The sequence below is a fragment of the Plantibacter sp. VKM Ac-2885 genome, assembly GCF_015351205.1.
Taxonomy (GTDB): Bacteria; Actinomycetota; Actinomycetes; order Actinomycetales; family Microbacteriaceae; genus Plantibacter; species Plantibacter auratus.
In genome coordinates this window covers 808,727-832,131 of record NZ_JADKSK010000001.1, presented here as the reverse complement: position 1 = coordinate 832,131, position 23,405 = coordinate 808,727, and the positions used below count along the sequence as shown (strand labels likewise).

General features: G+C 69.7%; 28 protein-coding genes. 10 read left to right on the top strand and 18 right to left on the bottom strand.

Features of this window, described 5'->3' with window-relative positions:
• Nucleotides 1-48 precede the first annotated feature (48 nt).
• The 6 genes from ITJ66_RS04055 to ITJ66_RS04030 all read right to left on the bottom strand — a co-directional run bounded on the left by ITJ66_RS04055 (nt 49) and on the right by ITJ66_RS04030 (nt 7,820).
• Nucleotides 49-2,361 carry a glycoside hydrolase family 3 N-terminal domain-containing protein gene (locus ITJ66_RS04055; RefSeq protein ID WP_194643587.1) on the bottom strand — a complete coding sequence of 771 codons (2,313 nt, stop codon included), beginning with the start codon at nt 2,359-2,361 and terminating at the stop codon, nt 49-51.
• The gene (locus ITJ66_RS04050) at nt 2,358-3,410 is read right to left on the bottom strand and encodes an ABC transporter permease (protein WP_079704857.1); all 1,053 of its coding nucleotides are present in this window, start codon (nt 3,408-3,410) and stop codon (nt 2,358-2,360) included. Before ITJ66_RS04050 ends, ITJ66_RS04055 begins: the two co-directional genes overlap by 4 nt.
• Nucleotide 3,411: 1 nt before the next feature.
• Entirely contained in the window at nt 3,412-4,395 is a 984-nt protein-coding gene (locus ITJ66_RS04045; RefSeq protein ID WP_194643585.1) for an ABC transporter permease, read from the bottom strand.
• Entirely contained in the window at nt 4,392-5,189 is a 798-nt protein-coding gene (locus ITJ66_RS04040) for an ABC transporter ATP-binding protein (RefSeq protein ID WP_056009243.1), read from the bottom strand. The genes ITJ66_RS04045 and ITJ66_RS04040 overlap by 4 nt, the downstream gene beginning before the upstream one ends.
• On the bottom strand, nt 5,186-6,058 hold the full coding sequence (locus ITJ66_RS04035) for an ABC transporter ATP-binding protein (protein ID WP_191940331.1): 873 nt from the start codon (nt 6,056-6,058) through the stop codon (nt 5,186-5,188). The genes ITJ66_RS04040 and ITJ66_RS04035 overlap by 4 nt, the downstream gene beginning before the upstream one ends.
• Nucleotides 6,059-6,161: 103 nt before the next feature.
• Entirely contained in the window at nt 6,162-7,820 is a 1,659-nt protein-coding gene (locus ITJ66_RS04030; RefSeq protein WP_194643583.1) for an ABC transporter substrate-binding protein, read from the bottom strand.
• Between the two features lie 132 nt (nt 7,821-7,952).
• On the opposite strand from ITJ66_RS04030, the gene ITJ66_RS04025 reads away from it, so the two are divergent.
• From ITJ66_RS04025 to ITJ66_RS04015, 3 genes are all read left to right on the top strand, one after another.
• Nucleotides 7,953-8,600 carry a TetR/AcrR family transcriptional regulator gene (locus ITJ66_RS04025; protein ID WP_194643581.1) on the top strand — a complete coding sequence of 216 codons (648 nt, stop codon included), beginning with the start codon at nt 7,953-7,955 and terminating at the stop codon, nt 8,598-8,600.
• Nucleotides 8,601-8,742: 142 nt separating this feature from the next.
• Nucleotides 8,743-9,174, top strand: a complete 432-nt coding sequence (locus ITJ66_RS04020) for a hypothetical protein (RefSeq protein WP_194643579.1) — start codon at nt 8,743-8,745, stop codon at nt 9,172-9,174.
• Between the two features lie 603 nt (nt 9,175-9,777).
• Nucleotides 9,778-11,049, top strand: coding sequence for an HNH endonuclease signature motif containing protein (locus ITJ66_RS04015; protein WP_194643577.1), 1,272 nt, complete (start codon nt 9,778-9,780; stop codon nt 11,047-11,049).
• Nucleotides 11,050-11,428: 379 nt separating this feature from the next.
• Here the strand turns inward: ITJ66_RS04015 and ITJ66_RS04010 are convergent, their stop codons facing one another.
• Together ITJ66_RS04010 and ITJ66_RS04005 are read right to left on the bottom strand one after the other, a co-directional pair.
• A complete protein-coding gene (locus tag ITJ66_RS04010; RefSeq protein ID WP_194643575.1) occupies nt 11,429-12,034 on the bottom strand; it encodes a maleylpyruvate isomerase family mycothiol-dependent enzyme in 606 nt (201 codons plus the stop codon).
• Between the two features lie 20 nt (nt 12,035-12,054).
• A complete protein-coding gene (locus tag ITJ66_RS04005; RefSeq protein WP_192019229.1) occupies nt 12,055-12,627 on the bottom strand; it encodes a YdeI/OmpD-associated family protein in 573 nt (190 codons plus the stop codon).
• A 102-nt stretch (nt 12,628-12,729) separates the two neighbouring features.
• Here ITJ66_RS04005 and ITJ66_RS04000 point away from each other — a divergent pair, with 102 nt between their 5' ends.
• The gene (locus tag ITJ66_RS04000) at nt 12,730-13,692 is read left to right on the top strand and encodes a proline dehydrogenase family protein (protein ID WP_228501472.1); all 963 of its coding nucleotides are present in this window, start codon (nt 12,730-12,732) and stop codon (nt 13,690-13,692) included.
• Here ITJ66_RS04000 and ITJ66_RS03995 read toward each other — a convergent pair whose 3' ends face one another.
• The 6 genes from ITJ66_RS03995 to ITJ66_RS03970 are packed head-to-tail and all read right to left on the bottom strand — an operon-like array spanning nt 13,693 to nt 18,371.
• On the bottom strand, nt 13,693-14,232 hold the full coding sequence (locus tag ITJ66_RS03995; protein WP_082916284.1) for a flavin reductase family protein: 540 nt from the start codon (nt 14,230-14,232) through the stop codon (nt 13,693-13,695).
• 59 nt (nt 14,233-14,291) lie between these two features.
• Nucleotides 14,292-14,714 carry an HIT family protein gene (locus ITJ66_RS03990; RefSeq protein WP_194643573.1) on the bottom strand — a complete coding sequence of 141 codons (423 nt, stop codon included), beginning with the start codon at nt 14,712-14,714 and terminating at the stop codon, nt 14,292-14,294.
• 40 nt (nt 14,715-14,754) lie between these two features.
• Complete coding sequence (locus ITJ66_RS03985) at nt 14,755-15,261, bottom strand: DUF6328 family protein (protein ID WP_086472945.1); 507 nt, start codon at nt 15,259-15,261, stop codon at nt 14,755-14,757.
• Between the two features lie 12 nt (nt 15,262-15,273).
• Nucleotides 15,274-15,855 carry an SRPBCC family protein gene (locus ITJ66_RS03980; RefSeq protein ID WP_194643571.1) on the bottom strand — a complete coding sequence of 194 codons (582 nt, stop codon included), beginning with the start codon at nt 15,853-15,855 and terminating at the stop codon, nt 15,274-15,276.
• Between the two features lie 33 nt (nt 15,856-15,888).
• Nucleotides 15,889-17,367 carry an NAD(P)/FAD-dependent oxidoreductase gene (locus tag ITJ66_RS03975; protein WP_194643569.1) on the bottom strand — a complete coding sequence of 493 codons (1,479 nt, stop codon included), beginning with the start codon at nt 17,365-17,367 and terminating at the stop codon, nt 15,889-15,891.
• Nucleotides 17,368-17,372: 5 nt separating this feature from the next.
• Complete coding sequence (locus ITJ66_RS03970) at nt 17,373-18,371, bottom strand: SDR family oxidoreductase (protein WP_194643567.1); 999 nt, start codon at nt 18,369-18,371, stop codon at nt 17,373-17,375.
• A 208-nt stretch (nt 18,372-18,579) separates the two neighbouring features.
• Between ITJ66_RS03970 and ITJ66_RS03965 the strand changes: the two genes are divergently transcribed.
• Nucleotides 18,580-19,284: a GAF and ANTAR domain-containing protein gene (locus ITJ66_RS03965; RefSeq protein WP_137242493.1), complete on the top strand. Its 705-nt coding sequence runs from the start codon at nt 18,580-18,582 to the stop codon at nt 19,282-19,284.
• Nucleotides 19,281-20,021 (top strand): GAF and ANTAR domain-containing protein, encoded by a 741-nt coding sequence (locus ITJ66_RS03960; protein WP_124768481.1) that lies wholly within the window; start codon nt 19,281-19,283, stop codon nt 20,019-20,021. Before ITJ66_RS03965 ends, ITJ66_RS03960 begins: the two co-directional genes overlap by 4 nt.
• 27 nt (nt 20,022-20,048) lie before the next feature.
• Here the strand turns inward: ITJ66_RS03960 and ITJ66_RS03955 are convergent, their stop codons facing one another.
• Nucleotides 20,049-20,711, bottom strand: coding sequence for a dihydrofolate reductase family protein (locus tag ITJ66_RS03955; RefSeq protein WP_194643565.1), 663 nt, complete (start codon nt 20,709-20,711; stop codon nt 20,049-20,051).
• A 183-nt stretch (nt 20,712-20,894) separates the two neighbouring features.
• Here ITJ66_RS03955 and ITJ66_RS03950 point away from each other — a divergent pair, with 183 nt between their 5' ends.
• Both ITJ66_RS03950 and ITJ66_RS03945 read left to right on the top strand, forming a co-directional pair.
• Complete coding sequence (locus ITJ66_RS03950; protein WP_161578564.1) at nt 20,895-21,095, top strand: DUF2795 domain-containing protein; 201 nt, start codon at nt 20,895-20,897, stop codon at nt 21,093-21,095.
• 160 nt (nt 21,096-21,255) lie between these two features.
• Entirely contained in the window at nt 21,256-21,561 is a 306-nt protein-coding gene (locus ITJ66_RS03945) for an ATP-dependent DNA ligase (protein ID WP_137242495.1), read from the top strand.
• A gap of 50 nt (nt 21,562-21,611) precedes the next feature.
• Here the strand turns inward: ITJ66_RS03945 and ITJ66_RS03940 are convergent, their stop codons facing one another.
• Nucleotides 21,612-21,953: a hypothetical protein gene (locus ITJ66_RS03940; RefSeq protein WP_085512067.1), complete on the bottom strand. Its 342-nt coding sequence runs from the start codon at nt 21,951-21,953 to the stop codon at nt 21,612-21,614.
• 103 nt (nt 21,954-22,056) lie between these two features.
• Here ITJ66_RS03940 and ITJ66_RS03935 point away from each other — a divergent pair, with 103 nt between their 5' ends.
• Entirely contained in the window at nt 22,057-22,257 is a 201-nt protein-coding gene (locus tag ITJ66_RS03935; RefSeq protein ID WP_194643563.1) for a hypothetical protein, read from the top strand.
• A gap of 67 nt (nt 22,258-22,324) precedes the next feature.
• On the opposite strand, the gene ITJ66_RS03930 is transcribed toward ITJ66_RS03935, so the two are convergent.
• The gene (locus ITJ66_RS03930; RefSeq protein WP_159453395.1) at nt 22,325-22,474 is read right to left on the bottom strand and encodes a hypothetical protein; all 150 of its coding nucleotides are present in this window, start codon (nt 22,472-22,474) and stop codon (nt 22,325-22,327) included.
• 60 nt (nt 22,475-22,534) lie between these two features.
• Nucleotides 22,535-22,816: a hypothetical protein gene (locus ITJ66_RS03925; RefSeq protein WP_064297054.1), complete on the bottom strand. Its 282-nt coding sequence runs from the start codon at nt 22,814-22,816 to the stop codon at nt 22,535-22,537.
• Nucleotides 22,817-23,067: 251 nt separating this feature from the next.
• Between ITJ66_RS03925 and ITJ66_RS03920 the strand changes: the two genes are divergently transcribed.
• The gene (locus ITJ66_RS03920) at nt 23,068-23,385 is read left to right on the top strand and encodes a hypothetical protein (protein ID WP_137242498.1); all 318 of its coding nucleotides are present in this window, start codon (nt 23,068-23,070) and stop codon (nt 23,383-23,385) included.
• Nucleotides 23,386-23,405 lie beyond the last annotated feature (20 nt).

Sequence of the window (23,405 nt, the reverse complement as noted above, 5' to 3'; positions counted from 1 at the left end):
ACAGGAGGGACTTCGTGCGGCCCCGTGAGGGTTCCGGCGGCCGACAGCTCAGGCGGCGATCGTGAAGCGGACCGCGTGCAGCGCATCGGCCCGTGAGGAGCCGCCCACCCGCAGCTCGAACTCGCCCGCTTCGACGACCCGTCGTCCTCTGGCGTCGACGATGGAGCAGTCGGCGACGGGCAGTTCGATCGTGACCGTCGCCGTGTCGCCCGGTTGGATCGCGACCTGGCGGAACGTCTTCAGCTCCTGGTCGGCCCAGCTGACCGAGGTGACGAGGTCGCTGACGTACACCTGCACCGTCTCGAGGACGGGTCGCGAACCGCTGTTGTGCACCTCGACCTCGGCGCGCACAGTGTCGTCACGCCCGTAGACGGCCCGGTCGAGGCGCGGCTCCCCGTACTCGACGCTCGAGTAGGACAGTCCGTCGCCGAACGCGAACGCAGGCTCCTGGGTGAGGTCGGCGTAGCGATCGCCGTGCTGGCCGCGGATCTGGTTGTAGTACGTCGGCTGCTGGCCGGCGTGCCGCGCGAAGGAGATCGGCAGGCGACCGGTCGGCTCGATGAGACCGAGCAGGAGTTCCGCGATCGCGCGCCCACCCTGCATGCCCGGGCTCGCCGCCCACACGATCGCGTCGGCGTGCAGCGCGGACGGCGGCAGGACGAGCGGCTTCGAGGCGAGCAGGACCACGACGAGCGGCTTCCCGGTGGCCGCCAGGGCGTCGAGCAGTGCCACCTGTCCGCCGATGAGTTCGAGCGTCGCGGTGGAGCGGCCCTCCCCCACGAGCTCGATGCGGTCACCCACGACGGCGACGACCACGTCGGCGTCCTGGGCCAGCGCGACGGCTTCCGCGATGAGCGCATCGTCGGGTTCCGCGGGCGTGACGAGCGGTGGACGCGGCTGGCCGTCGGGGAAGGTCGCGCCCGCTGGATCGGGCGAGAGCGTGAGGATGTCGGCTCCGAACGCGGTCGTGACCGTGCTCCCGGCGGGTGCGACCGCACGCAGGCCGTCGACCACGGTGGTGATCATCTCGCGCGGCTGGCCGTCGGGCAGCCAACCGGCCTGGCCGGAGTTGCCCGCCCAGTCGCCGAGCTGCATCTGCGCGTCGTCCGCGAGCGGACCCACGACGGCGATGCGCTGCGGCCCGGCCTCGGACGTCGCGATCGCCCTGCCTGCCTCGTCCGCCCGATAGCCGCCGGCGAGCGGCAGCACGCCCTCGTTGCGGAGCAGGACGAGCGAGCGACGCGCGGTCTCGAGGTTGAGCTCGGTGTGCTCCGGCGAGCCGATCACCGCGAGCTGCTCGGCGGCGTCCGGGTGCCGCGGGCGCTCGAACAGGCCGAGCGCGAACTTCAGGGTGAGGATGCGTCGGACCGCGCGGTCGAGGTCGGCCTCCTCGAGCAGCCCGCGCTCGAGCGCCTCCAGGGCACCTTCGAAGAAGCCGGGCGTGGTCATCACCATGTCGTTGCCGGCGCGGATCGCGGCAGCCGAGGCGTGCACGTAGTCCGGGCTGACGTGCTGCTCCCACACCATGCGGCCAACGTTGTCCCAGTCGGTGATGAGCGTCCCCTCGTACCCCCACTCACCACGGAGGACGTCGTTGAGCAACCACTCGTTGACCGTGATCGGCACCCCGTCGATCGACTGGTAGCCGAGCATGAAGCTGGCGCAGCCCTCGCGGGCGACCCGCTCGAACGGCGGGAGGAACCATGACCGCAGTTTGCGCGGCGAGATGTCGGCTTCGCTCGCGTCGCGCCCACCCTGCGTCTCGGAGTAGCCGGCGAAATGCTTGGCCGTCGCGAGGATGGCGGTCGGGTCGGACAGGCCGTCGCCCTGGTAGCCGCGCACCATCGCGGAGGCCAGCTCACCGATGAGGAACGGGTCCTCACCGAAGGTCTCACCGACGCGCCCCCAGCGGAGGTCGCGGGCGATGCAGAGCACCGGCGAGAACGTCCAGTGGACACCCGTCGCGGCGACCTCGACGGCCGTGGCCCTGGCCACCCGCTCGAGCAGCCCGGCGTCCCAGCTCGCGGCCATGGCCAGTTGCGTGGGGAAGATCGTCGCGCCGAGGTGGAAGGAGTGACCGTGGATGCAGTCCTCCCCCACGATCAGCGGGATCCGCAGTCGCGTCCGCCCGACGAGTTCATGGGCGACCGCGAGACGCTCCGGTGACGCGTGCAGGATCGAGCCGACGTGGGTCTCGAGGACGTGCGCCTCGATGTCGTCGCGGGCGTCGAGCTGCATCATCTGCCCGACCTTCTCGCGGACGGTCATCCGCTCGACGAGGTCGTCGACGCGGGCCGCGATCGGCAGCGCGGGGTCGAGGTAGCGGGCGTCCTCGAGGTGAGGGGCGGTGTCGGTCTTCATCGTTCGGTGGCTCCAGCGCGTTCGGTGTGGGTCGTGTCGGTGATCGTGGACGGGCCGGTCGTCTCAGTGCGGACGGCGGTGACGCTCGCCCCGGGCTTGATGCCGCGCTTGCGCAGGGCCCTGGCGCGTTCACCCGCCGAGCGGAGCCTCGGGTTCACGTACTCGTCGATCCCGAAGTTGATGAGCGACAGCGCGACGCCGAGCAGGGCGATGCAGACACCGGCGGGGACGTACCACCACCAGAAGTCGGGGAACGCACCGTTCTGCTGCGCCCAGAACAGGATGGTGCCCCAGTTGAGGTTCGTGATGGGGATGACGCCGATGAACGCGAGCGTGGTGAGCCCGAGTACTGCAGCGGTGACCGTGCCGACGAAGCTCGAGGCGATGATGGCGGTGAGGTTCGGCAGCATCTCGACGGTGATGATCCGGAAGAGGGACTCCCCGTTCGCCTTCGCCGCCTGGATGAAGTCGCGGTTCCGCAGTGACATCGTCTGCGCGCGGAGCACCCGGCCGCCCCATGCCCACCCGGTGAGCGCCAGGACCCCGGCGATGAGGAACAGGCTCGGGTTGTCGTACTGGGACGCCACGATGATCATGAGCGGGAGACCCGGGATGACGAGGAAGACGTTCGTCAGCGCGGACAGCGACTCGCTCGTGAACCCCGAGACGTACCCGGCGGTGACGCCGATGGCGACGGCGATGATCGTCGCGAAGATCCCGGCGAGGAAGCCGACGAGGAGCACGCCCCTGGTGCCGTAGATCAGCTGGCTCAGGACGTCCTCACCCATGTGCGTCGTGCCGAGCAGGTGCGCGGCCGACGGAGCCTGGCGCAGCGCGGTGAAGTCCTTCTCGAGCGGACCGTACGGCGCGATGAGGTCGCCGAAGACCGCGACGAGGACGAAGAACCCGAGGATGCAGAGCCCCGCGATCGACTTGCCGTTCCGGAACATCGCGAACGACGACGCGAACCGGGCGGCGAACGAGCGACCAGCGGGCGTCGGCTTGGGCGCCTCAGCGGTGGCGAGGGCCTCGGTGGTGGGGATGGTCATGTCAGGACTCCATCTGGCGGGTGCGGGGGTCGAGCACCGCGTAGGCGACGTCGGCCAGGATGTTCGCGACGAGGACGGTGAGCGTGATGACGAGGAAGAGCCCCTGCATGAGCGGGTAGTCCTTCGCCGTCGTGGCGTCGAGCAGCAGCTTGCCGACGCCCGGGTAGGAGAAGACCATCTCCATGACGATCGTGCCGCCGACGATGAAGCCGAGCGACAGGGCGAAGCTCGACAGCTGCGGCAGCATCGCGTTGCGCGCCGCGTAGTCGACGAGCACCCGCCGGGTCGGCAGTCCCTTCGCCTGGGCGACGGTCACGTAGTCCTCGTCGAGGACGGTGACCATCATGTTGCGCATGCCGAGGATCCAGCCGCCCAGCGAGGCGAGCACGATCGTCGCCGCCGGGAGGAAGCCGTGCGCGATCACCTGCCCGAAGAAGTCGAGCGAGAACTCGGGCCTCGATCCCTTGCCGTAGGCGTGGGAGGCGGGGAACCAGCCGAGCAGGGTGGAGAACACCGCGATCGCGATGAGGCCCATCCAGAAGTACGGCACCGTCGAGAAGAAGGTGGACAGCGGGACGATGAAGTCCGCCTTGCTGCCGCGTCGCCATCCGATGAGGGCGCCGATGGACGTCCCGAGGACGAACGACAGGATCGTCGCGATCCCGACGAGACCAACGGTCCACGGGAGGGCGGCGGCGATCACGTCGGTGACGGGCGCGAGGCCCTTCGAGAAGGACCGTCCGAGGTCGCCTGAGAAGAGGAGCCGCCAGTAGTCGAGGTACTGCTCGAGCATCGACCTGTCGGCGTCGAGTCCGAACAGGGTGCGCAGTGAGTCCGCTGCCTCGGGGCTGATGCGGCCCTGGTTCTTGGCGATGTACGCCGAGACGGGGTCGCCCTTGAGCATCCGTGGCAGGAAGAAGTTGATCGTGATCGCGGCCCACGCGGTGAACGCGTAGAAGGCGGCGCGACGGAGGAAGAAGGTCATGCGATGGTCTCCGTTCCCGCGAAGTGGCGGTCGGGGTCGGGCGACGCGTTGCGGAGGGCGAGCGTGTACGGGTGTTGCGGGCGGAGGATCACGTCGTCGGCCGGGCCTCGCTCGACCACCTCGCCGTGGTGCAGGACCATGATCTCGTCGCTGAAGTGCCGCGCGGTCGCGAGGTCGTGCGTGATGTAGAGCACGCCGAGTTGTGACTCACGCTGCAGCTCGGCCAGGAGGTTGAGGACGCCCAGCCGGATGGAGACGTCGAGCATCGAGACGGGCTCGTCGGCGATGAGGAGGGACGGACGCGAGGCGAGCGCACGGGCGATGGCGACCCGCTGGCGCTGACCGCCGGACAGTTCGTGGGGCCGACGGTCGATCGTGCCGGCCGGATCGAGCTGCACGCGCTCGAGGAGGCGGTGCACCTCGTCCTCGACCTCGGCCTCGGGGACGACGTGGTCGAGGCGAAGCGGTCGCTCCAGGTGGTGGCGGATCGTGTGCGACGGGTTCAGTGAGGCGAACGGGTCCTGGAAGACCATGCGGACCTGCTGACGGTAGCGGCGGAGTGCACGACCACGACGCGGGATCGCCTTGCCGTCGAGCAGGATGTCGCCGCTCGTCGCCCGTTCCAACTGGGTGAGGATCTTCGCGATGGTCGACTTGCCGCTGCCGGACTGTCCGACGAGGGCGAGCGTCTGGCCGGACCGCAGGGTGAAACTGACGTCGTCGAGCGCGAGCATGTGGCCGGAACCACGGACCCGGTAGCGCTTCGAGACGTGCGAGAACTCGAGGGTGGTCATGCGGTCACTCCTGCCTGGGTGGCCGACGTGGCGGCACCGGTCCCACGGACGAAGTCGCCGCGCTCGCCGGTGAGGCTCGGGAAGGACGCGAGCAGCTTCCGCGTGTACGGGTCCTTCGCCTGTCGGTAGATGCGTTCCGCCGTGTCGATCTCGACGAGTCGGCCGGCGCGCATGACGGCGATGCGATCGGAGATCTCGAGGAGCAGCGGGAGGTCGTGGGTGATGAAGATGACCGAGAAGCCGAACTCGGTGCGGAGCTCGGAGATCTGTTGGAGGATCTCGCGCTGCACGAGCACGTCGAGCGCGGTGGTCGGCTCGTCCATGATCATCAGCTGCGGTTTCAGGGCGAGCGCCATCGCGATCATGACGCGCTGGCGCATGCCGCCGGAGAGCTCGTGCGGGTAGGACTTCAGGCGGTCGCGGCCGACCCCGACGATGTCGAGCAGCTTGCCCGCCTCCTCGCGGCGTTCGGCTCGCGACAAACCCCGGCGGTGCGTGGTGAAGACGTCGTCGAGCTGCCGCCCGATCGAGGTGACCGGGTTGAGGGCGTTCATCGCGCCCTGGAACACCATGGAGGCCTTGTCCCAGCGGAACGCGCGCATCTCCTCCTCGCCCAGCCGGCCGAGGTCGATGTCCTCGCCGGACTCGTCGTGGAAGACGGCGGTCCCACCCGTGATGACCGCCGGTGGTTTGAGGAGCCGTTGCAGGCCGTAGGCGAGGGTGGTCTTGCCGCAGCCGGACTCGCCCGCGAGGCCGAGGATCTCGCCGCGGCGGAGGGTGAGCGAGACGTCGCGCACGGCTTCGACGGGTGGTTCCACGTCGTAGGTGACGCTGAAGGAGGACACCGTCAGCAGGTCGTCGTTGGTCACTGCATGAGTCCGTTCTGTGCTGATCGCGGTGCATGCCGTTGCGCATGCGGGAGGTGACGGGCGGGGCGGATGAGCGCCCCGCCCGTCGGTGTGGTGCCCGTGTCTACTTCGCGGCTTTGAGCTGCGTGAGGATGTAGACCGCGGTCGGCTGCGTCGGGTCGGCGGGCGCGTAGGGATCGTCCTCGCTCGGCCATCCGGTGTAGTTCCGCGTGTTGTACGAACCGATGAACGGGCGCGTGCCGATCGGCATGGCCGGGACGTCGGAGACGAACAGCTTCTGCACGGTCTCAAGGGCGGCTGCGCGCGTCGCGTCATCCGTCGCGTTGGCGTAGGCGGCGAGCGCCGCGGTTGCCTCCGGGCTGTCGTACCGACCGAAGTTGAAGTCGGCCGCCTCACCCTCGGCGACGAGCCAGCGGCCGTCCATGATGTCGGAGTACAGGTCGTACGGCGTCGCGCCGGTGTCGGTCCAGTGCAGGATCGCCTGGAAGTCGCCGTCCGACTTCGCCGCCCACCAGGTGTCCTGGTCGGGGGTGTCGACCGTGGCGGTGACGCCCAGCGTCTTGACCGAGTCGGCGATGAGGCTGATGCCGGTCACGTAGTCGTTCCAGCCCTGCGGCACCGACAGCGTGAAGGTGACGGCCTCGCCGGACGGGTCGGTGAGGACGTCGTCCTCCCAGGTGTAGCCGGCGTCGGTGAGGACCTGCTTCGCGGCCTTCGCGTCGACGGTGTAGTCCTCGCCCTCGAACTCGGAGGCGATGAACGCGTCGCCCGCCGGGGTCGGGAGACCGGTCACCGAGCTGAGCTCGGGGACGCCGCCCTCACGGGCGATCTGCTGGTGCTGCTCGCGGTCGATGACGAGGTTCACCGCCTGGCGGAACGCGGGGTCGTTGAACGGCTTCGTCTGCGTGTTCACGAACATCGCGTCGACGGCGAGACCGGCGGCCGCCCAGTAGACGTTGTGTTCCTTGTCCTTGTCGAGGTACGCGGACTGCACGTTCGGGATGAAGGCCTGCGCCCAGTCGGCGTCGCCGTTCGCGAGGGCGGTGGTGAGGGCCGTGTTGTCGTTGTACGACACGTAGTAGAGCGTCGGCACGGCCGGCTGCTCACCCCAGTAGTCGTCGCGGGCGGAGAGTTCGACGCTCTCGGTGCTGAAGCTCGTCAGCGTGTACGGACCGGTGCCGACGGGCTCCGGGTTCTCGAAGGTGGCGGGGTCGTCGACGGACTCCCACACGTGCTTCGGGACGATCTGCTTGAGGAGCACCTTGTCCTGCTTCACGAACATGGGGTTCGTGAACGACAGGGTGACGGTGTCGCCTTCGGTCGCGACCGAGGTGAGGCCGAGGGCCGAGTTGTCGAGTTCGGGGTGGTCGATGAACTGCTGGAAGGTGAACGCGATGTCGTCGGCGCTGAACGCCTCGCCGTCGTTCCAGGTGACGCCCTCGCGAGCGGTCAGCGCGACGGACGTGTAGTCGTCGGACCAAGCGATCTCGGAGGCGAGCCACGGCTTCACCTCGGCGCTCGGGTCGACGAGGTTGACGATCGCGAGCGGCTCCAGGATCGCGTTGATGTAGCCGAGCTTCATCGCGGACGAGTCGCCGACGTAGGGGTTGTTGGACTCGGTGGCGATCGAGCCGTCCGGCTTCGCGATCGTCAGGGCGGCGCCGCTCTCGGGGCCGTCGCTCGACCCGCCGCCACCGGTGCATCCGGTGAGCAGCAGGACTGTGGCCGCGAACGCGGCCAGCAGTGGGGTTCTCAGCTTCATCGCTTTCTCCTCTTGGGTGTGCGCTGCGGCAGTGCGGCGCAAGTCGGGATTCGGTGATAACTTACTGACCATTCAGTAAGTTGGCAAGCGCGGTAGTGTCGGGCGCATCGAGGCCCCCGCGGAACGGACACCATGAGCACGGTGAAACGACAGAACACGGCGAAACGACCGGCCCCGCCACGCCCGGCGACCGTGGCGAGGCGAGCCGAGGTCGTCCGCTCGGCGCTCGACGTCTTCGGCGCCAAGGGGTACGCGAACGGCACCCTCATCGACATCGCCGAGCTCGTCGACATGACGCCGGCGGGCATCCTGCACCACTTCGGATCGAAGGACCAGCTCCTCCTCGAAGTGCTCAGCTACCGGGACGCGACGGACGTGCAGGACCTCGACGACCAGCACATCCCCGGCGGTATCGACCTGTTCAAGCACCTGATCCGCACCGCAGCCGCGAACGCGCAGCGCGCCGGGATCGTGCAGGCGTTCGTCGTCCTGTCGGCGGAGTCGGTGACCGAGGACCACCCGGCCAGGCACTACTTCGACGACCGCTACCGGACCCTGCGGCGGGAGATCGCGGAGGCGTTCGAAGTGGTGTGCGCCGAGCGGGGCGTGGATGCGCCCGAGACGATCCACCGTGCGGCGGCGTCGATCCTGGCGGTCATGGACGGCCTGCAGGTGCAGTGGCTCATCGACCCTGCGGACGTCGACCTCGCCGAGACCAGCGAGTACGCGATCCGGGTCATCGTCGAGTCGGTGCTCGGGTCGGGCGCGCTGGACGACTGAGTCGCCCGAATCGGTCCGTTTTCCGGCCGTTTTCGAGCGCTTCCGGGCAACTGAGTGGGCCGAGCAGGATTCGAGAAGCGCCGTGGGGCTCGCAGGGCTACCGTGAGAGGCGGACCACAGCCCCGGACGGAAGGACGTCGACATGGCCGAGAAGCAGTCGAGCACGAAGAGCGGATTCAGCGCCGAGGAACGCGCGGCGATGAAGGAGCGCGCCAAGGAGCTGAAGGCGGCCGCGAGTCGCGAGGAGGCACTGCAGGCCGTCGTCGACGCGATCGCGGACATGGAGGACGCCGACCGCGCGATCGCCGAGCCGTTGCACGAGCTGATCATGGGCGGCGACTCCGGCCTCGCGGCCAAGACCTGGTACGGCATGCCCGCCTACGTCGGTGCCGACGGCAAGGCGGTCGTGTTCTTCCAGGCGGCGGCGAAGTTCAAAGCGCGCTACGCGACCATCGGGTTCAACGACTCCGCGAAGCTCGACGACGGCGACCTGTGGCCGACCGCGTTCGGGGTCACCGCGTGGAACGACGCCGTCGCGAAGCGCGTCGCGGACCTGCTCACCCGGGCCGTCTGACCCCGTCCGGCCGCTGGGCCGGTCGCTCGTCGAGTGCCCTACTCCGGTCCCTGACCCTGCAGAAGGCCCCGCGGACCCGCGAATCGGGCACCCTTCCCCCGGTCCCGGAGCCTGTCGAAGGGCCCACGAAGAACCTCCCGCTCCGGTGATCCTGTCCCGGTCCCTGAGCCTGTCGAAGGGCCCACGAGGGACCTCCTGCTCAGGTGATCTTCTCCCGGTCCCTGAGCCTGTCGAAGGGCACACAGAAGAACCCCACGAATCGGGCGACGCTCCTCCGGCCCCTGACCCTGTCGAAGGGCACGCGGAAGAACCCCCCTAATCCGGGCGCCCTTCCACCGGCCCCTGATCCTGTCGAAGAGCACACAACCTCGCCAATCCGGCAGACCTCTTCCGGTCCCTGAGCCTGTCGAAGGGCACACGAGGAACCCCAGGAATCCGGCGCCCTTCCACCGGTCCCTGACCCTGTCGAAGGGCCCACGGAATACCCCGCCAATCCGGCCAACCTCCCCCGGTCCCTGAGCTTGTCGAAGGGTCCACGAGCACCTTCCACAACTATGCCAACTCAGCATCTGGAATGTCAGTGGTCCATGGTGGACTTGTTCCATGACCGAGACCACCGCCTCCGCAGTTCGAGCTGGTGACGAGTACGCCGCGCAGTTGGCGGAGTTCTCGGATGCCTTCGCGGACATCCACCGCCGCCGCGCGGCTCTGGACGCCGAGGAGGCCCGGCTCCTCGCCCGCTCTGCCGCCTACGCGGACGCCTTCGCCGACGCCACGGTCCCGGCGATCTTCCCGCCGGCCGAGCGCCTTGCGCTCTCCCGCCGCTCCACCTGCGCGGCCCTCGCCATGGCGACCCGAACGCCTGAGCAGACGGTCCAGCGGGCGACGAACGACGCCGAGCGGCTCGTGAACGACGCACCCGCCGTGCTCGCGTCCCTCGAGGCCGGGCGCATCTCGGCCCGGCACGCGCAGACGATCATCGACCAACTCAGTGACGTGCCGATCGCTGGGCGGGCAGCGTTCCTCGCGGAAGTCCTGCCGGTCGCCGAGCAGACGACCAACGCGAACCTCCGCAAGCGCGCCCGCACGCTCCGCGAGCGACTCCACCCCGAGTCCATCACCGCACGCGCCCGGCGGTCGGAGGCCGACCGCCGGGTCGAGTTCGAGCCCGCAGCCGATGGCATGGCGTGGGTGCACCTCTTCACCACCGCCCCGATCGCCCAGGGGCTCGTCGAGCGGGTCGAAGCAGCGGCGGCGAAGTCGCGAGCAGCAGGAGATACGCGCACCTGCGCACAACTGCAGGCCGACGCCCTAGCGGCGCTCGCGCTCACCGGAGTCACGCCAGACGACGTCATGTCGAGCCCGGTCCTCCCGCACCCCATCGAGGTGCAGGAGCACATCAAGCCGACCGTGCAGATCACCGTCCCGGCGCTCACCATGGCCGGCGTCTCCGACGCACCCGGCATGCTCGACGGCTACGGTCCGATCGACCCCGAGACCGCCGCCCGTATCGCGGTGAACGCCCCCAGCTTCACCCGGATCCTCGTCCAACCGGAAACGGGTGCGGTCCTCTCCGTCGGGCGGAACCAGTACCGGGTCCCGGCCGACCTCCAGCGGGCGGTCCGGCTGCGGGACGGCACTTGTCGGGCACCGGGCTGCGGCAGACGGGCCAGAGCGTGTGATCTCGATCATTCGGTCGCGTGGGAGGACGGCGGGACGACAGGTGTCGGCAATCTTGCCTGCCTGTGTCGACATCACCACCGCATGAAACACCTGCCCGGGTGGAACCTCGAACACAAACCCGGCGGGGTCCTCGACTGGACGACACCCGATGGGAAGCAGTATCGGACCGAACCCGATCCCGCGCCGTTCTGAGCGTGTCCACGTGTCGAAGGGTTCCTCGTGGGCACTTCGACAAGCTCAGTGACCGGGACCGGTGTGCCCGGAACGATGGGGCGTGCTCGTGGGCACTTCGACAGGCTCAGTGACCGGCAGAAGTGTGCCCGAACCGTTTCGGTCCCTGAGCTTGTCGAAGGGCGGCCGAGCCGCGCCACCTCGGTCAACCGAAGAGGTTCACCCGGATGAACCCGGTCCCTGAGCCTGTCGAGGGGTCCTCCGTGGGCACTTCGACAAGCTCAGTGACCGGCAGAAGTGTGCCCGAACCATTTCGGTCCCTGAGCTTGTCGAAGGGCAGCCGAGCCGCGACACCTCGACACACGGAAGAGGCACGCGCGGGTGACTTCCAGCCCGTCCCTCACCGCCCAGGCAGAGCCGGCCCGGTCGGTCGCCCTGACACCGCGAGCAAGAGGTCGAGCGCCGATCCGCGGACCTCGTCGCCCGCACCCCAGCTCACCCCGGCGTCCTCGGCGACGAGCCGGAGGCCCCGAGCGCGTTCCTTGCCGCCGCCCATCGAGACGCCGGTCCGGACCTGGTACTCCAACGCCACCAGGACCGCGGCTGTCGGGTAGTCCGCGCGGATGCCGAGCGGTCGACGGACGTCCTCGCCGTGCACGATGGCCTCGACGAGCCTGGTCGCGAGGTTCGCCGGCGGGGTGCATGTCAGCTCGGTGGTGTCCGCCAGGGCGCGGAGCGTCTCCTGCGGGTCGTTCCTCCGCTCCCGCTCGACCCCGCGTGCGTTGTCCAGGTCGAAATCGAACCGCGCCGCGATGAGCCGACGGGCGAATCCCAGCCGCGTCGTCTTCGCCGAGTCGACGAGATGAGCCACGACGTCATGCACATCCCATCCCGTGCACAGCGACGGCGTCCCCCACTGCTCGTCCCCCAGCACCGACAGGTCCGCGACGAGCCGCCGACGCTCCTCGTGGACGAGCGGCCAGACGGTCCCTGGCGAGACCCTCATCCGCGCCGATCCACCCACCATCAGCGGTAGTGCTGCTCGCCCCGAGCGGCCTTCTCGACCACGTCGGCGATGCGCGCGGCCCTGATCGCGGGCGTCTTGATGTTGCTCAGGCGGAAGAAGACACGGAATCGGTCGGTGCGGCCGAGCGTCGCGAAGTACGCCGCCGCCTCGGGGTTCGCATCGAGCGCCACCTGCAGGTCGTCCGGTGCGACGGCGTCCTTCTGCCGGTACGCCACGTCCCACCGCCCGTCGGCCTTGGCGCGTTCGATCTCCGCGAGCCCACCGGGACGCATCCGCCCCTCCTCGATGAGGCGGGCGACGTGCTCCCGGTTGATCTGCGACCACGGGCTGCTCTTCCGCCGCGGGGTGAACGCCTGCAGCGTGTAATCGTCGTCGAACCGTTTGCTCTGACCGTCGATCCATCCGTAGCAGAGGGCGACGTCCAGTGCCTCCGACCAGGTGATCCCCGACGCCTTCGAGGTCTTCTTCCGCAGCTTCAACCGCACGCCCGCGTCGCTCGGCGCGCCAGCGAGGTAGGCCTCCCACTCATCGAGCGTGAGGTCCAGGATCGGTTTCTCCTCGAAGCTCGCCACGTGAGCGAGCGTAGCGCGCACGGGCGACGCAGCCCAGACCCTGGTGCCGTCCGGGCCCCGGTGCCGACCGGACCGCCACCCACGACTGGATAGGGTCGGAGCATGCTGATGAACGACGAGACGCTGTCGCGCGCCGCCGACACCCTGCGAGCCTGGGCCCTCGACGAGGACCTCAAAGCGCGAGTCCTCGCCCAACCGGAGGCCGCCGCCGTCGCCAAGCGGGCCGCCCTGCGATACATCGCCGGCGAGGACGCGGCCTCCGCCTTGCGGCTCCTCGAAGCGAACGCCGATCGTGGGCATCGCTGGAGCATCGAGCTCGTCGGCGAGTCCGTCCGCGACGCACGTGTCGCCGACGAACAGACCGCGGAGTTCATCGACCTCGCCCGCCGGATCAGCGAATCCGACCAGACCGCGACGATCTCGCTCGACCTCTCCCACATCGGTTCGGTCGTCTCCCCCGAGCTCGGCCTGCGCAACGGCCTGGCGCTCGCACAGGCAGCCAGGGACGCCGGGACCTCGCTCATGATCTCCGCCGAGGGTTCCGACCGCACGGACCTCGTGTTGTCGATCTTCGAGCAGATCGCCGACGCCTTCCCGGAGACCGGCGTCACCCTGCAGGCGCGACTGCACCGCACCCCCGCGGACCTCGACCGGGTGCTGGACCGACCCGGGCCGATCCGCGTCGTGAAGGGCGCCTTCCTCGAATCGAGCGAGGTCGCCTACCCCCGCGATTCGGCGCCGATGACCGCGGCCTACATCAGCATGGTCACGCGACTCGTTGGGTCGGGTCACCGGGTCAACGTCGCCACCCACGACGTGAACCTCGTCGCTGCACTCGAGGGCGCTCTCGGCGACGACCTCCGGCAGCCGCACGTCGAGTTCGAGATGCTCCAGGGACTCGGCACCGAACTGCTCGACGACCTCCGCCGCCGCGGGTTCGCGACGCGCGAGTACCTCGTCTACGGACCCGAGTGGTGGCTCTACGTCCTCAACCGGATCGCCGAGCACCCCGAGCGGGTCATCGAGGCGATCGCGGACATCGGCCCGATCGCGCTCCTCGCCTGATCAGCCGAGCGGGTCGGACTCCAAGCGGTGGAAGTTGCGGTTCTGGTAGACGAGCGCCGGCGCATCCGTGCCGGGCGGGATGACCTCCAGCACCTCGGCGATGACGAGCATCGAGCTGCCGGCCGGGACCGTCTGCACGATCCGGCAGCGCAGCGCCGCACGGGCGCTCGGCAGATAGGGCTCGCCGGTCGCGAGTCGCTCCCAGTGCTGTTCCGGAGTGAAGCGCGGCTCCCCCGTCTTGGCGAACGCCTTCGCGACCTCCAGGTGGTGGTCGGCCAGGAGGTGGACGACGACCGTCCCCGCACTCAACAGTCCGCCCGCGGACCCCGTGGCTCGCGTGACCGAGAAGGACAGCATCGGCGGGTCGACGGCCACCGACGCGACCGATGACGCCGTCAGCCCGACGTCTCCCCGATCGGTCGAGGCACTGATCAGCGCGACGCCCGCCGGGTGGTCACGGAACGCCGTCTTGAACCCGTCGACGGTCGCGGCGCGGGCGAGGGCATCGGGATCAGCGGACGGCGTGGTGGGAATGGTCATGCTTCAACCGTAGAACCTCAATCGGTCTTGAGGTCAACTCAAGGAGCGGCGATCTCCGACTACTCGAACATCTCCGCCAGAAGCGCATGCGGGTCGCCGTCGACCCGGTGCTTCGAGCGGCCCTCGGGCCAGAACGTGACCCCGTCGTCATCCCAGCACGGGACGACGTGGAGATGGAGGTGGGGGACGCTCTGCCCGGCGTCGGCACCGGACGCACTCAGCACGACGACGCCGGTCGCACCGAGCGCCGCCCGCATCGCGCGTCCCACCCGCTGAGCGAGTGCCGTCGTCGCTCGCAGGGCTCGCGGATCGGCGTCGAGCAGGCCGACGCTGTGCGCCCGCGGCAGCACGAGGGTGTGGCCGGGCGCGAGCTCCGACTCGGGCAACGGCCGGAAGGCGACCGCCTCGTCCTCGCGCTCCACCCAGGTGATGTCGTCGGGCTCGTCACGCAGGATGCGGCAGAAGGTGCAGGTGTCGGGCATCGTCCCATTCTCGGCGCTCACCGCGGGCACGTCGATCACCTCAGGACACGCGGTCGCGCGCACCCCGGATCAGGCGCGGGCCGACGATCCACACCAGCCCGATGACGACGACCACGGCCCCACCCGCCCACAGCCCGACCGCAGGCGATGCGACGAAGTCGAAGACGAAGAGGACGATCCCCGCGAACAGCAGCGACGCCGCCCCGAGACACACCATGAGGATCCTGCTGGACAACCGCACCAGCTGTGGTTTCTCCAGTCGTCCGAAGACGAGCCGGTGCATGATGACCGGCGCGAGCGCCAGGAGCGTCACCGTCACGGCCAGGACCACGAGGACGAGGTACAGCACGTGGTCGAATCCACTGAGCTCGGTGAACCGCGGCTGGAACGGCAGCGTCAGCAGGAAGCCCGCGAGGATCTGCGTGCCCGTCTGCAGGACCCGGAACTCCTGCAGCAGCTCCGACCAGTTGCGGTCGGATCGCTCGTTCAGCGTCTCGTCGCGACCGTCCCCGGGCAGGGCGTCGGCCGGATCACTTGCGGCGGGCATGACCGGACACCGTCAGCGGGCGAGCTTGCGCGCCACCGCGACCACCGGCACGGCGACGACGAGGACCGACGCCGCCCGCGCGAACAACGATCGCTTCGGGAACTCGGCGCGCTTCCGATCTTCGGCCGTCGGCTCGGCCGCCTCGACCAGGTGGGTGCCGCCGGCGCCGCCCTCGGCGAGGTGGGCGAGTCGGCGCAGCGTCTCGATGTTGCGGATGTGCAGCCCGATGTCGAGGAGCCAGACCGGGATCAGCGCACCAGGGCCCGTCACGGCGTGCTCATGCAGGTGGACGATGCACCCGCGCCCGTGCGGCTCGACCTCGACCGCGACGCGGGCCTCACCGAGCGGCCACCCCTTCGGCTGGATGACGAACCGGTGCGGAGCATCCCACTGGAGCACGGTCGTCTCGTCGTTCAGCACCGCCGGCCAGACACCGAAGGAGTGGTGCAGCTTCCCACCCACGTGCGGCCACCGGTCACCGACGTCGCGCATTCGGGACGCACCGACCACCCACGCCGGGAAGAGCCAGCCGTCGGCGAGGACGGCGAAGACACGGTCGGGCGGGCAGTCGAGGATCCGAGTGGTGTGGGACACGGTGGTGTTCCTTTCGCTGGAGCAGGGACGAGGTCAGGAGGTCGGACGCGGTCGGTCGGGCGCGAGCGACGGCATGCGGTCGCGGCCAAAGACCGAGCGGAGGGCGCTGCGGGCGGCGTGCCAGCCGGCGAGACCGTGGACGCCCGGGCCGGGCGGAGTCGACGAGGAGCAGAGGAAGATCCCCGGCGTCGGCGTCCGCCACGGGTCGTTCGAGAGCACGGGACGCGCGACGAGCTGCACGAAGCTCGCAGCACCGGCCGCGATGTCACCGAGCACGTAGTTCGGGTTGTACCGCGCCATGTCGCGGGCGGTCATCGACGCCGACGTCAGGATCACGTCGCGGAACCCGGGGGCGAAGCGCTCGATCTGCCGGATGATCGCCTCGGTCTGATCGAGACCGGATCCGCTCGGCACGTGCGTGTACGCCCAGAGGACCTGAGCGTCACCAGGAGCGCGACCAGGATCGCCGACGTCGGGCTGCGAGACGAGGACGTAGGGCGACTCGCTGTGCCGGCCGCGGGCGACGTCGCGCTCGGCGGCGGCGATCTCCGGGCGAGTGCCGCCGAGGTGGAGCGTGCCGGCCCGGGCCAGTTCCGGGTTCGTCCACGGGACGGGACCCGAGAGCGCGAAGTCGACCTTGGCCACGCCGTCGCCGTACCGGAACCGGGAGAGACGACGGAGGTACGCGTCGGGCAGTCGACTGCCCGCGATCTCGGCGAGCGCCTTCGGCGTCGTGTCGAACAGGACGGCGCGGGCGGACGGCAGCTCGTCGATGGATCGCACCTCGGTTCCGGTGACGATCTCACCACCGTGGGCCAGCAGGTCGGCCGCGAGCGCGTCGACGATCGCTTGGCTGCCGCCGACGGGGATGGGCCAACCGCGGGCGTGCGCATACGCGCCGAGCGACAGGGCGGCGGCCGAGGTGGACAGGCTCGGCATCGGCCGGATGGAGTGGGCGGCGACACCGCTGAGCATGGCCGGGGCCGTCTCCTCGCGGAACCGGAGATTCCAGGCCGGGCTCCCCTGCTCGAGGGCGCGGAGGCCGAAGCGTGCGACCGTGACCGGGTGTCGCGGCACCTGCAGGAGCTTGCCGCCGGTGAACTGCGAGACGCGGTCGGCGTCGGCGGCGAGCGGGCCCATGAGCGAGCGCCAGGCCGCGCCGTCACGTCCGAGGGCGTCGGCGGTGCGGTCGATGTCGCGGTAGGCGATCCCGGCCCGTCCACCGTCGAGCGGGTGGGCGTAGGAGATCTCCGGCACGACGAGGTCGATGCGGCGCTCGAGGCCGAAGGATCGGAAGAACCCGGAGGCGAGCGCCATCGGGTGGACCGCGGAGCAGATGTCGTGGTGGAAGCCGGGCAACGTCAGCTCGGCGGTCCTGGCACCACCACCGATCGTGTCGCCCCGCTCGACCACCTGCACGTGCAGGCCGGCCCGGGCGAGGGTCACCGCGGCCGCAAGCCCGTTGGGACCCGCGCCGACGACCACCGCGTCGAACTGCTCGCGCCGCGCCATCGTGCTCAGCGCCGCTTCGCCGCGCCGGCCACCAGGGCGACACCCGCTGCGAGGGTGCCGGCGGCGGTCGCGTACACGGCCCGCCGGTGGCGGATCGCCCAGGTCTGCGGGCTCCACGAGTGGGCCTTGTCGCTGAACACGCCACGAGCGCCGTGGTCACCGGGGGCGGGCGTGTAGACGTTGTCGGGCATGCGCGGGTCGTGCTTGTCCGGCGCGAGCTGGCCGGAGTATCCGGTCCTGGCGAGGAACCAGTCGAGGAATCCGCCGGCGAAGCGGTCGCCGAGGATCGTGCCGACGGTGGACTCCCCCACCCAGGTGCGTCGCCGCGGTCGGTCTGCGACGTCGGCGATGGCGGTCGCACCGACCTCGGGCTGGTAGATCGGCGGCACCGGCTGCGGGTGCTCGGGCAGCTGCGACTTCACCCAGCTGAACTGAATGGTGTTGAGCGCCGGCATGTCCACGGTCGAGAGCTTGACGTTGCTGCCGTCGTGGAGGAGCTCGGCGGTGACCGACTCCGTGAAGCCTCGGGCACCGAACTTCGACCCGCAGTACGCGGCCTGCAGCGGGATGCCGCGGTGGGAAAGGGCGGAACCGACCTGGATCACGTGCCCACGGTCGCGCGGCGTCATTCGCGAGAGGGCGGCCCTGGTGCCGTTGACGAAGCCGAAGAAGTTGACCGCCACGGCACGCTCGAAGTCCGCCGGTTCGGTCGTGAGGAAGTCCCCGAAGACGCCGACCATGGCGCAGTTCACCCACAGCTCGATCGGTCCGAGTTCCGCCTCGACCCGGTCCGCCGCCTGCTCGACGGCCTCCCGGTCGGCGACGTCCGTCGGCACCGCGAGAGCACGACGCCCGGCCTGCTCGACCTCGGCGATGGTCGCATCGAGTCCGTCCTCGCCACGCGCCAGCACCGCGACGTCCCAGCCGCGCTTCGCGAGTTCACGGACGGTCGCACGACCGAGCCCTGCGGTTCCGCCGGTGACGACGGCGACCCCGCGGCTCATCGCGCCGACCGATCGGTTGCTGCGGACCGGTGGGCGGAGGGGCGCGGAGAGGTTGTCGTCGTCAGAGGCATGACGCCACGTTAGGCGAATCCACCCCGCCAAGGCGGCCCCTTGCTTTCCCAGGCAGGACGGATCGCCACCCGGCGATCGCAGCGGGATAGCCGTACGATGAGCGGAGACCACCCTTGAGCCCGGAAGGAATGCGGACATGAGCGACACCTTCGCCATCGTGTACAGCGCACTCGACCGGGTCGACGAGGACGACCAGCTGGTGGAGCCGATCCTCCGGCTCATGCCCCTCAGCGGCGTCTCGATCGCGACGCTCGGCGACACCCTGAGCCCCGAGACGATCGCCGCGAGCGACGAGCAGATCGCGCTCATCGACGAGCTGCAGTTCGACCTCTCCGAGGGCCCCTGCTGGGACGCCGTCGGAAGCGGCCGCCCGGTGCTCGAGGAGGCCGTCAAGCGGAACGGCTACGACTCCTGGCCGTCGTTCACCGAGGCGATCCGCGACCACGCGGTCGGCTCCATCTTCGCCTTCCCCCTCCGCGTCGGGCCGCTCCAGGTGGGCGCGGTCGAGCTGTACGACACCGAGGAGCGCACGCTGGACTCGCAGGCGGTCGAGGACATGATGTCCCTCACCCGCCCGCTCAGCCGGTACGTGCTCCGACGCACCCTCGAACTCGCGAGCCTCCCCGACACGACGCAGCTCAAGCCCCACGCCCGACGCCGGATCCATCAGGCGACCGGGTTCGTGATCGCGCAACTCGGCCTCACCCCTGACGACGCCCACCTGCTGATCCAGGCTCAGGCCTTCGCCCAGAACCGCTCGATGTCGGACGTCGCCGAGGACATCCTCGAACGTCGCACCGGCTACGTGCTGCGCGACGACACGATCGAAGACGAGCGATGAGCGCGCGCGGCGACGACGGGACCGGCTCCGAGCTCCGTCACTCGACCGCCCTCCTCGACGTGTTCGCGACGCTCGCCGACACCCTGGTGGACGAGTACGACGTCGTCGACCTGCTCCAGACCCTCGTCGACGCGACCGTGGACCTCCTCGACGTCCAGGCCTCGGGCATCCTCCTGGCCGACCCGAACGGTGATCTCGAACTGATCGCGTCGACGAGCGAGTCCGGGAAGCTCGTCGAACTCATCCAGCTGAGCGCGGACGAAGGCCCCTGCATCGACAGCTTCCGTGATGCGACGCCGGTGTCGATCCCCGAGATCGCCGCGGTCGCAGCCGACTGGCCGAGATTCGCCGAGGTCGCGGCGACCGCGGGATTCCGGTCGGCTCATGCCTTCCCGCTGCGACTCCGCCGGACCACCATCGGCACCCTCAACCTGTTCCGCACGACTCCGGAAGCCCTCGACCGGTTCGAGTCCCAGGCCGCACAGGCGATGGCCGACGTCGCGACCATCGGGATCCTGCACGAGCGGACCCTCCGCGAGAGTGACGCGACCCGCGAGCAGCTGGAGTCCGCGCTGCAGTCCAGGGTCGTCATCGAGCAGGCGAAGGGCGTCGTCGCCTACACCGCCGCGATCTCGGTCGAAGAGGCCTTCGAGCGCATCCGGAAGCACGCTCGCGGCGGACGTCGTGCCCTGGCCGACGTCGCCCGCGACATCGTGGAGCGACGCCTCGAGCTCTGAGGCCCGGTCACCGGCCCCGGTCGACCTTCAGCGCGGCTTCCGCGCGAACACATAATGCACGACGCCACTCGGTGATGCGGTCACCTCGACCGTGAACCGCTCCTCGAGGCCTTCGAGCCCGTCCCAGAGCCGCACCCCACGACCGAGCAGGATCGGGACGACGACCACATGGAGATGGTCGACGAGGTCGGCCTCGAGGAACTGGCGGACCGTCGTCGGTCCTCCGCCGAGACGGACGTCGAGTCCGTCGGCGAGCGACGTCGCGAACGACAACGCGTCGACGGCGGACAGGTCACGGAAGAGGAACGTCGTCTCACCGACCACCAGGTCCGGGCGTTCATGGTGGGTCAGCACGACGACCGGCGTGTGGAACGGCGGCTCCTCGCCCCACCATCCCCGCCAACTCTCGTCCTCCCATGGTCCGAGCTGCGGACCGAACTTGCGCCGGCCCATGATCTCGACGCCGATGCGATCACCCGTGGCCGCGGCGAACGCGTCGTCGACCCCGCGCGTCCCCGCGCCGACCGCTTCGTCCTCGTGCCCGCTCATCGACACGAAGGTGCGGGTCGGGAAGAACCACTGCATGAGCCGGTGCTGGGCGTGGCCGAAGGGGGTCTCGAAGGACTGGCCCTCGCCCGTGGCGAACCCGTCGAGCGAGACGGCGAGATTGTGGACCCGGAGCGTCGTCATGGGCACACGCTAGTCCGAACGTCCGGGCCCGTCGAGTAGCAGCTCGACGACGGAAAGGCAAGAGCGCGCCGAACGGCCGAACGGGAACGACACTCGAAGGAGGGCACGGCGGTCTGACGACCGGTCGACGCAGCCGGCCCGCCTGACATCGGGTGCCACGACGCGCCCAGAGAGGAGATGCTCGTGTTCACCGAGCTCGACGAATTCCTACGCGGCATGGAGTACCCCTGCCGCCCCAGCGACCTGACGCGTGAGGCCCGCCGCGACCTGCTCCCGCCCCACCTGGTCGAGGCGCTCCGCTCACTCCCCGAGCGCAGCTACACCAGCCGCTGGGACGTCCTGCACCGCACCTCGATCGCGGAGGCGCTGCCGATCAGCGTCTGAGCGATCGCGCACCACCGCTGAGCGGCACCGGCATCGCGCCGATGCCGCTTCTGCGTGTCAGGTCCGGTGACTCGCGCCGGTTCGCAACCCCCTCGGGGAACGTGGTGCTTCCACAGGACCGGGCCTACGGTGGAAACCGGAGAGCGGAGCAGGAGAACCCATGGGCAAGATGATCTACGACGCAGACGTGTCGGTGACGTTCGACGACCGGGTCCTCGCCCACCTGCAACAGGTCATCGGCGCGAAGTTGCGTCGCGGCGAAGCGTTCTACTTCGGGTGGAAGGACGATCCGCGGTCAGGCGACGGCCGGACGACGATCTGGCTCCACCCGGCGATGTCCCTCCGGTTCAAGTACGCGGGCAGCGTCCCGGTCGAACTCAATCGCGCCTGGCTCGATGCCCTCGCGGTCAGCGCCGACTCGAACCAGGGTCTCGTCCTCGTGCCGGAGCCGGGTCCGCGCACCTGAACCTCGCGGTCGCGCGCACCTCGCGGTCGTGATCGCAGCCCGGTCTGCCCTCACATCGAGCGTTCGTCGAACTCCAGATCGTCGACGTCGGTGAGTTCGGTCGCCCACTCCGGTCGCGCCGGCTGGAGCGCGGCGGTCCGCCGTTCGAGCTCGGCGATGATCTCCTCGTCGAAGGGTTCCTTCGAGGCGTTCTCCACAGGGGTCGAGAACAACTGGCTCGCGGGTCCGACAAGGAGGTGGGCGTACCCGAGGCTGCCACCGTCCGAGATGGTCGGCACCACAGCAATGTCGGACTCGCCGGTCTGGGCGAGGGCTCGCGCATACCGGAGGAGCGCCTTGCAGGTCTGGTCGGCCATCAGCAGGTACCCGCCGGCGTAGTGCAACTTCCTCATACGACCATTCTGGGAACCGAAGCGGTCGGGCCGTCAGACCTTGCATCCGCAACCCGGAGGGTATACCGGGAGGCACCGCGTGCCCGTGCGCTATCGTCTGGGCATGACCGACAGCGACCAGACTCCCAACACGCACGACGAGAACCGGCACGACCAGCTGACGACCGCCCCGAACGCGACCGAAGCCGACGCGGCTCCCCGCATCGACGTCACCGACCAGGGCGACGGCGTGACCCGGATCGACATCCGCGACGACGCGGCCGTGCGGCCGGGCGCGGACCCCGAGGAGACCGAGCAGGGCTGAGCCCCGCCCGCTGCACGCGGAAGCGCCGCCGACCCGAGGGTCGGCGGCGCTTCCGCGTGTGATGGACTCAGCGAGCGTCCGTGTCCGGCTGCTCGAGCACGTCCGGCTCGTCCGCCGTGTCCTCATCCGTCGACTCGTCCGGGATCTCGGTGGGCGGCGTGCCGACCACCATGTCCGGGTCGGTACCCAATGCGTCTGCTCCGGTGAAGTCGCTCATGTCGCTCCTGCTTCCTGTGGTGGTGGTTTCGATGTGGTACTGGTGTCGGTCTGCTGCTGGTCAGGCGACGACGACGTGCAATCCGCCCGTGATCTCGATCTCCTCGAGCATCTCGGCGGCCATGCGCTCGTCGATCGGTGGCTCGAACTCCGCGTCGAACGCGAAGACGATCGGCTGCTCGGGCGACACGGTGACCGGCTCGGACGATTGGAAGCGCCCACGGTGGAGCTGCAGTCGGAACGAGCGCTCGCCGAGCATGCGGGTGAGGATCACGCGTTCCAGTTGGGCGAGCGTCTGGTCGTCGACCTGTGATCGGAGCGCACCGAGGCGAAGGAATCCCATCGTCAGCCCCTTTCTCAGGTGTGCCACGCTAGCGCGCAGAGATGGGGGCGCCCGGGCCATTGCGCGGATGGCTCGGGCAGCGGACAATGCGCGTCGGCGAACAGTCATCGCCTTGTGGATAATCGGGCGCGCGCCAAGAATGTCTCGTATCCTGAGAGAGCGCTTCACCGGCCCGGACCCCGTCGGGATGCGCACAGCAGTCGGCCGCTCGCGTCGTCGGCCATCGCAGGGGTCGGAAGTCGAGGGATCCCATGGGACAACTGGTCTACGGCACCGGCGATGCACGCGTTCGGCTCGACGATCGAACGCTCGCCCATGTCAAGACGATCGCGCTCATGAAGCTGCGACGGAACGAGTCGTTCGCGCTCACGATCCGACAAGACTCCATCAGCGACGGACGCACGACGCTCTGGCTGCACCCGGCGATCGCCCTGCAGTTCTCCTTCGACTCCGACGAGGTCGGCGAGATGGACCGCGCACTGCTCGAAGGCTTCATGCACGAGGCGAACACCGGCGAGGTCGTCGTGCACGCGACGGTCGGCGACGACGCGACCGCCCAAGCGAAGTAGCCCGGACGGCAGCGCCGCCT

What these genes read in the sequence shown, in the direction of transcription:
- ITJ66_RS04055 (WP_194643587.1), bottom strand. Translation starts at nt 2,361, where the DNA reads ATGAAGACCGACACCGCCCCTCACCTCGAGGACGCCCGCTACCTCGAC.
- ITJ66_RS03920 (WP_137242498.1), top strand. Translation starts at nt 23,068, where the DNA reads ATGGGACAACTGGTCTACGGCACCGGCGATGCACGCGTTCGGCTCGAC.
- ITJ66_RS04050 (WP_079704857.1), bottom strand. Translation starts at nt 3,410, where the DNA reads ATGACCATCCCCACCACCGAGGCCCTCGCCACCGCTGAGGCGCCCAAG.
- ITJ66_RS04025 (WP_194643581.1), top strand. Translation starts at nt 7,953, where the DNA reads ATGAGCACGGTGAAACGACAGAACACGGCGAAACGACCGGCCCCGCCA.
- ITJ66_RS04045 (WP_194643585.1), bottom strand. Translation starts at nt 4,395, where the DNA reads ATGACCTTCTTCCTCCGTCGCGCCGCCTTCTACGCGTTCACCGCGTGG.
- ITJ66_RS04040 (WP_056009243.1), bottom strand. Translation starts at nt 5,189, where the DNA reads ATGACCACCCTCGAGTTCTCGCACGTCTCGAAGCGCTACCGGGTCCGT.
- ITJ66_RS03970 (WP_194643567.1), bottom strand. Translation starts at nt 18,371, where the DNA reads ATGAGCCGCGGGGTCGCCGTCGTCACCGGCGGAACCGCAGGGCTCGGT.
- ITJ66_RS03995 (WP_082916284.1), bottom strand. Translation starts at nt 14,232, where the DNA reads ATGACCATTCCCACCACGCCGTCCGCTGATCCCGATGCCCTCGCCCGC.
- ITJ66_RS04015 (WP_194643577.1), top strand. Translation starts at nt 9,778, where the DNA reads ATGACCGAGACCACCGCCTCCGCAGTTCGAGCTGGTGACGAGTACGCC.
- ITJ66_RS04000 (WP_228501472.1), top strand. Translation starts at nt 12,730, where the DNA reads ATGCTGATGAACGACGAGACGCTGTCGCGCGCCGCCGACACCCTGCGA.
- ITJ66_RS03965 (WP_137242493.1), top strand. Translation starts at nt 18,580, where the DNA reads ATGAGCGACACCTTCGCCATCGTGTACAGCGCACTCGACCGGGTCGAC.
- ITJ66_RS03930 (WP_159453395.1), bottom strand. Translation starts at nt 22,474, where the DNA reads ATGAGCGACTTCACCGGAGCAGACGCATTGGGTACCGACCCGGACATG.
- ITJ66_RS03955 (WP_194643565.1), bottom strand. Translation starts at nt 20,711, where the DNA reads ATGACGACGCTCCGGGTCCACAATCTCGCCGTCTCGCTCGACGGGTTC.
- ITJ66_RS03975 (WP_194643569.1), bottom strand. Translation starts at nt 17,367, where the DNA reads ATGGCGCGGCGCGAGCAGTTCGACGCGGTGGTCGTCGGCGCGGGTCCC.
- ITJ66_RS03985 (WP_086472945.1), bottom strand. Translation starts at nt 15,261, where the DNA reads ATGCCCGCCGCAAGTGATCCGGCCGACGCCCTGCCCGGGGACGGTCGC.
- ITJ66_RS03945 (WP_137242495.1), top strand. Translation starts at nt 21,256, where the DNA reads ATGGGCAAGATGATCTACGACGCAGACGTGTCGGTGACGTTCGACGAC.
- ITJ66_RS04030 (WP_194643583.1), bottom strand. Translation starts at nt 7,820, where the DNA reads ATGAAGCTGAGAACCCCACTGCTGGCCGCGTTCGCGGCCACAGTCCTG.
- ITJ66_RS03940 (WP_085512067.1), bottom strand. Translation starts at nt 21,953, where the DNA reads ATGAGGAAGTTGCACTACGCCGGCGGGTACCTGCTGATGGCCGACCAG.
- ITJ66_RS03990 (WP_194643573.1), bottom strand. Translation starts at nt 14,714, where the DNA reads ATGCCCGACACCTGCACCTTCTGCCGCATCCTGCGTGACGAGCCCGAC.
- ITJ66_RS04020 (WP_194643579.1), top strand. Translation starts at nt 8,743, where the DNA reads ATGGCCGAGAAGCAGTCGAGCACGAAGAGCGGATTCAGCGCCGAGGAA.
- ITJ66_RS04010 (WP_194643575.1), bottom strand. Translation starts at nt 12,034, where the DNA reads ATGAGGGTCTCGCCAGGGACCGTCTGGCCGCTCGTCCACGAGGAGCGT.
- ITJ66_RS03925 (WP_064297054.1), bottom strand. Translation starts at nt 22,816, where the DNA reads ATGGGATTCCTTCGCCTCGGTGCGCTCCGATCACAGGTCGACGACCAG.
- ITJ66_RS03960 (WP_124768481.1), top strand. Translation starts at nt 19,281, where the DNA reads ATGAGCGCGCGCGGCGACGACGGGACCGGCTCCGAGCTCCGTCACTCG.
- ITJ66_RS03935 (WP_194643563.1), top strand. Translation starts at nt 22,057, where the DNA reads ATGACCGACAGCGACCAGACTCCCAACACGCACGACGAGAACCGGCAC.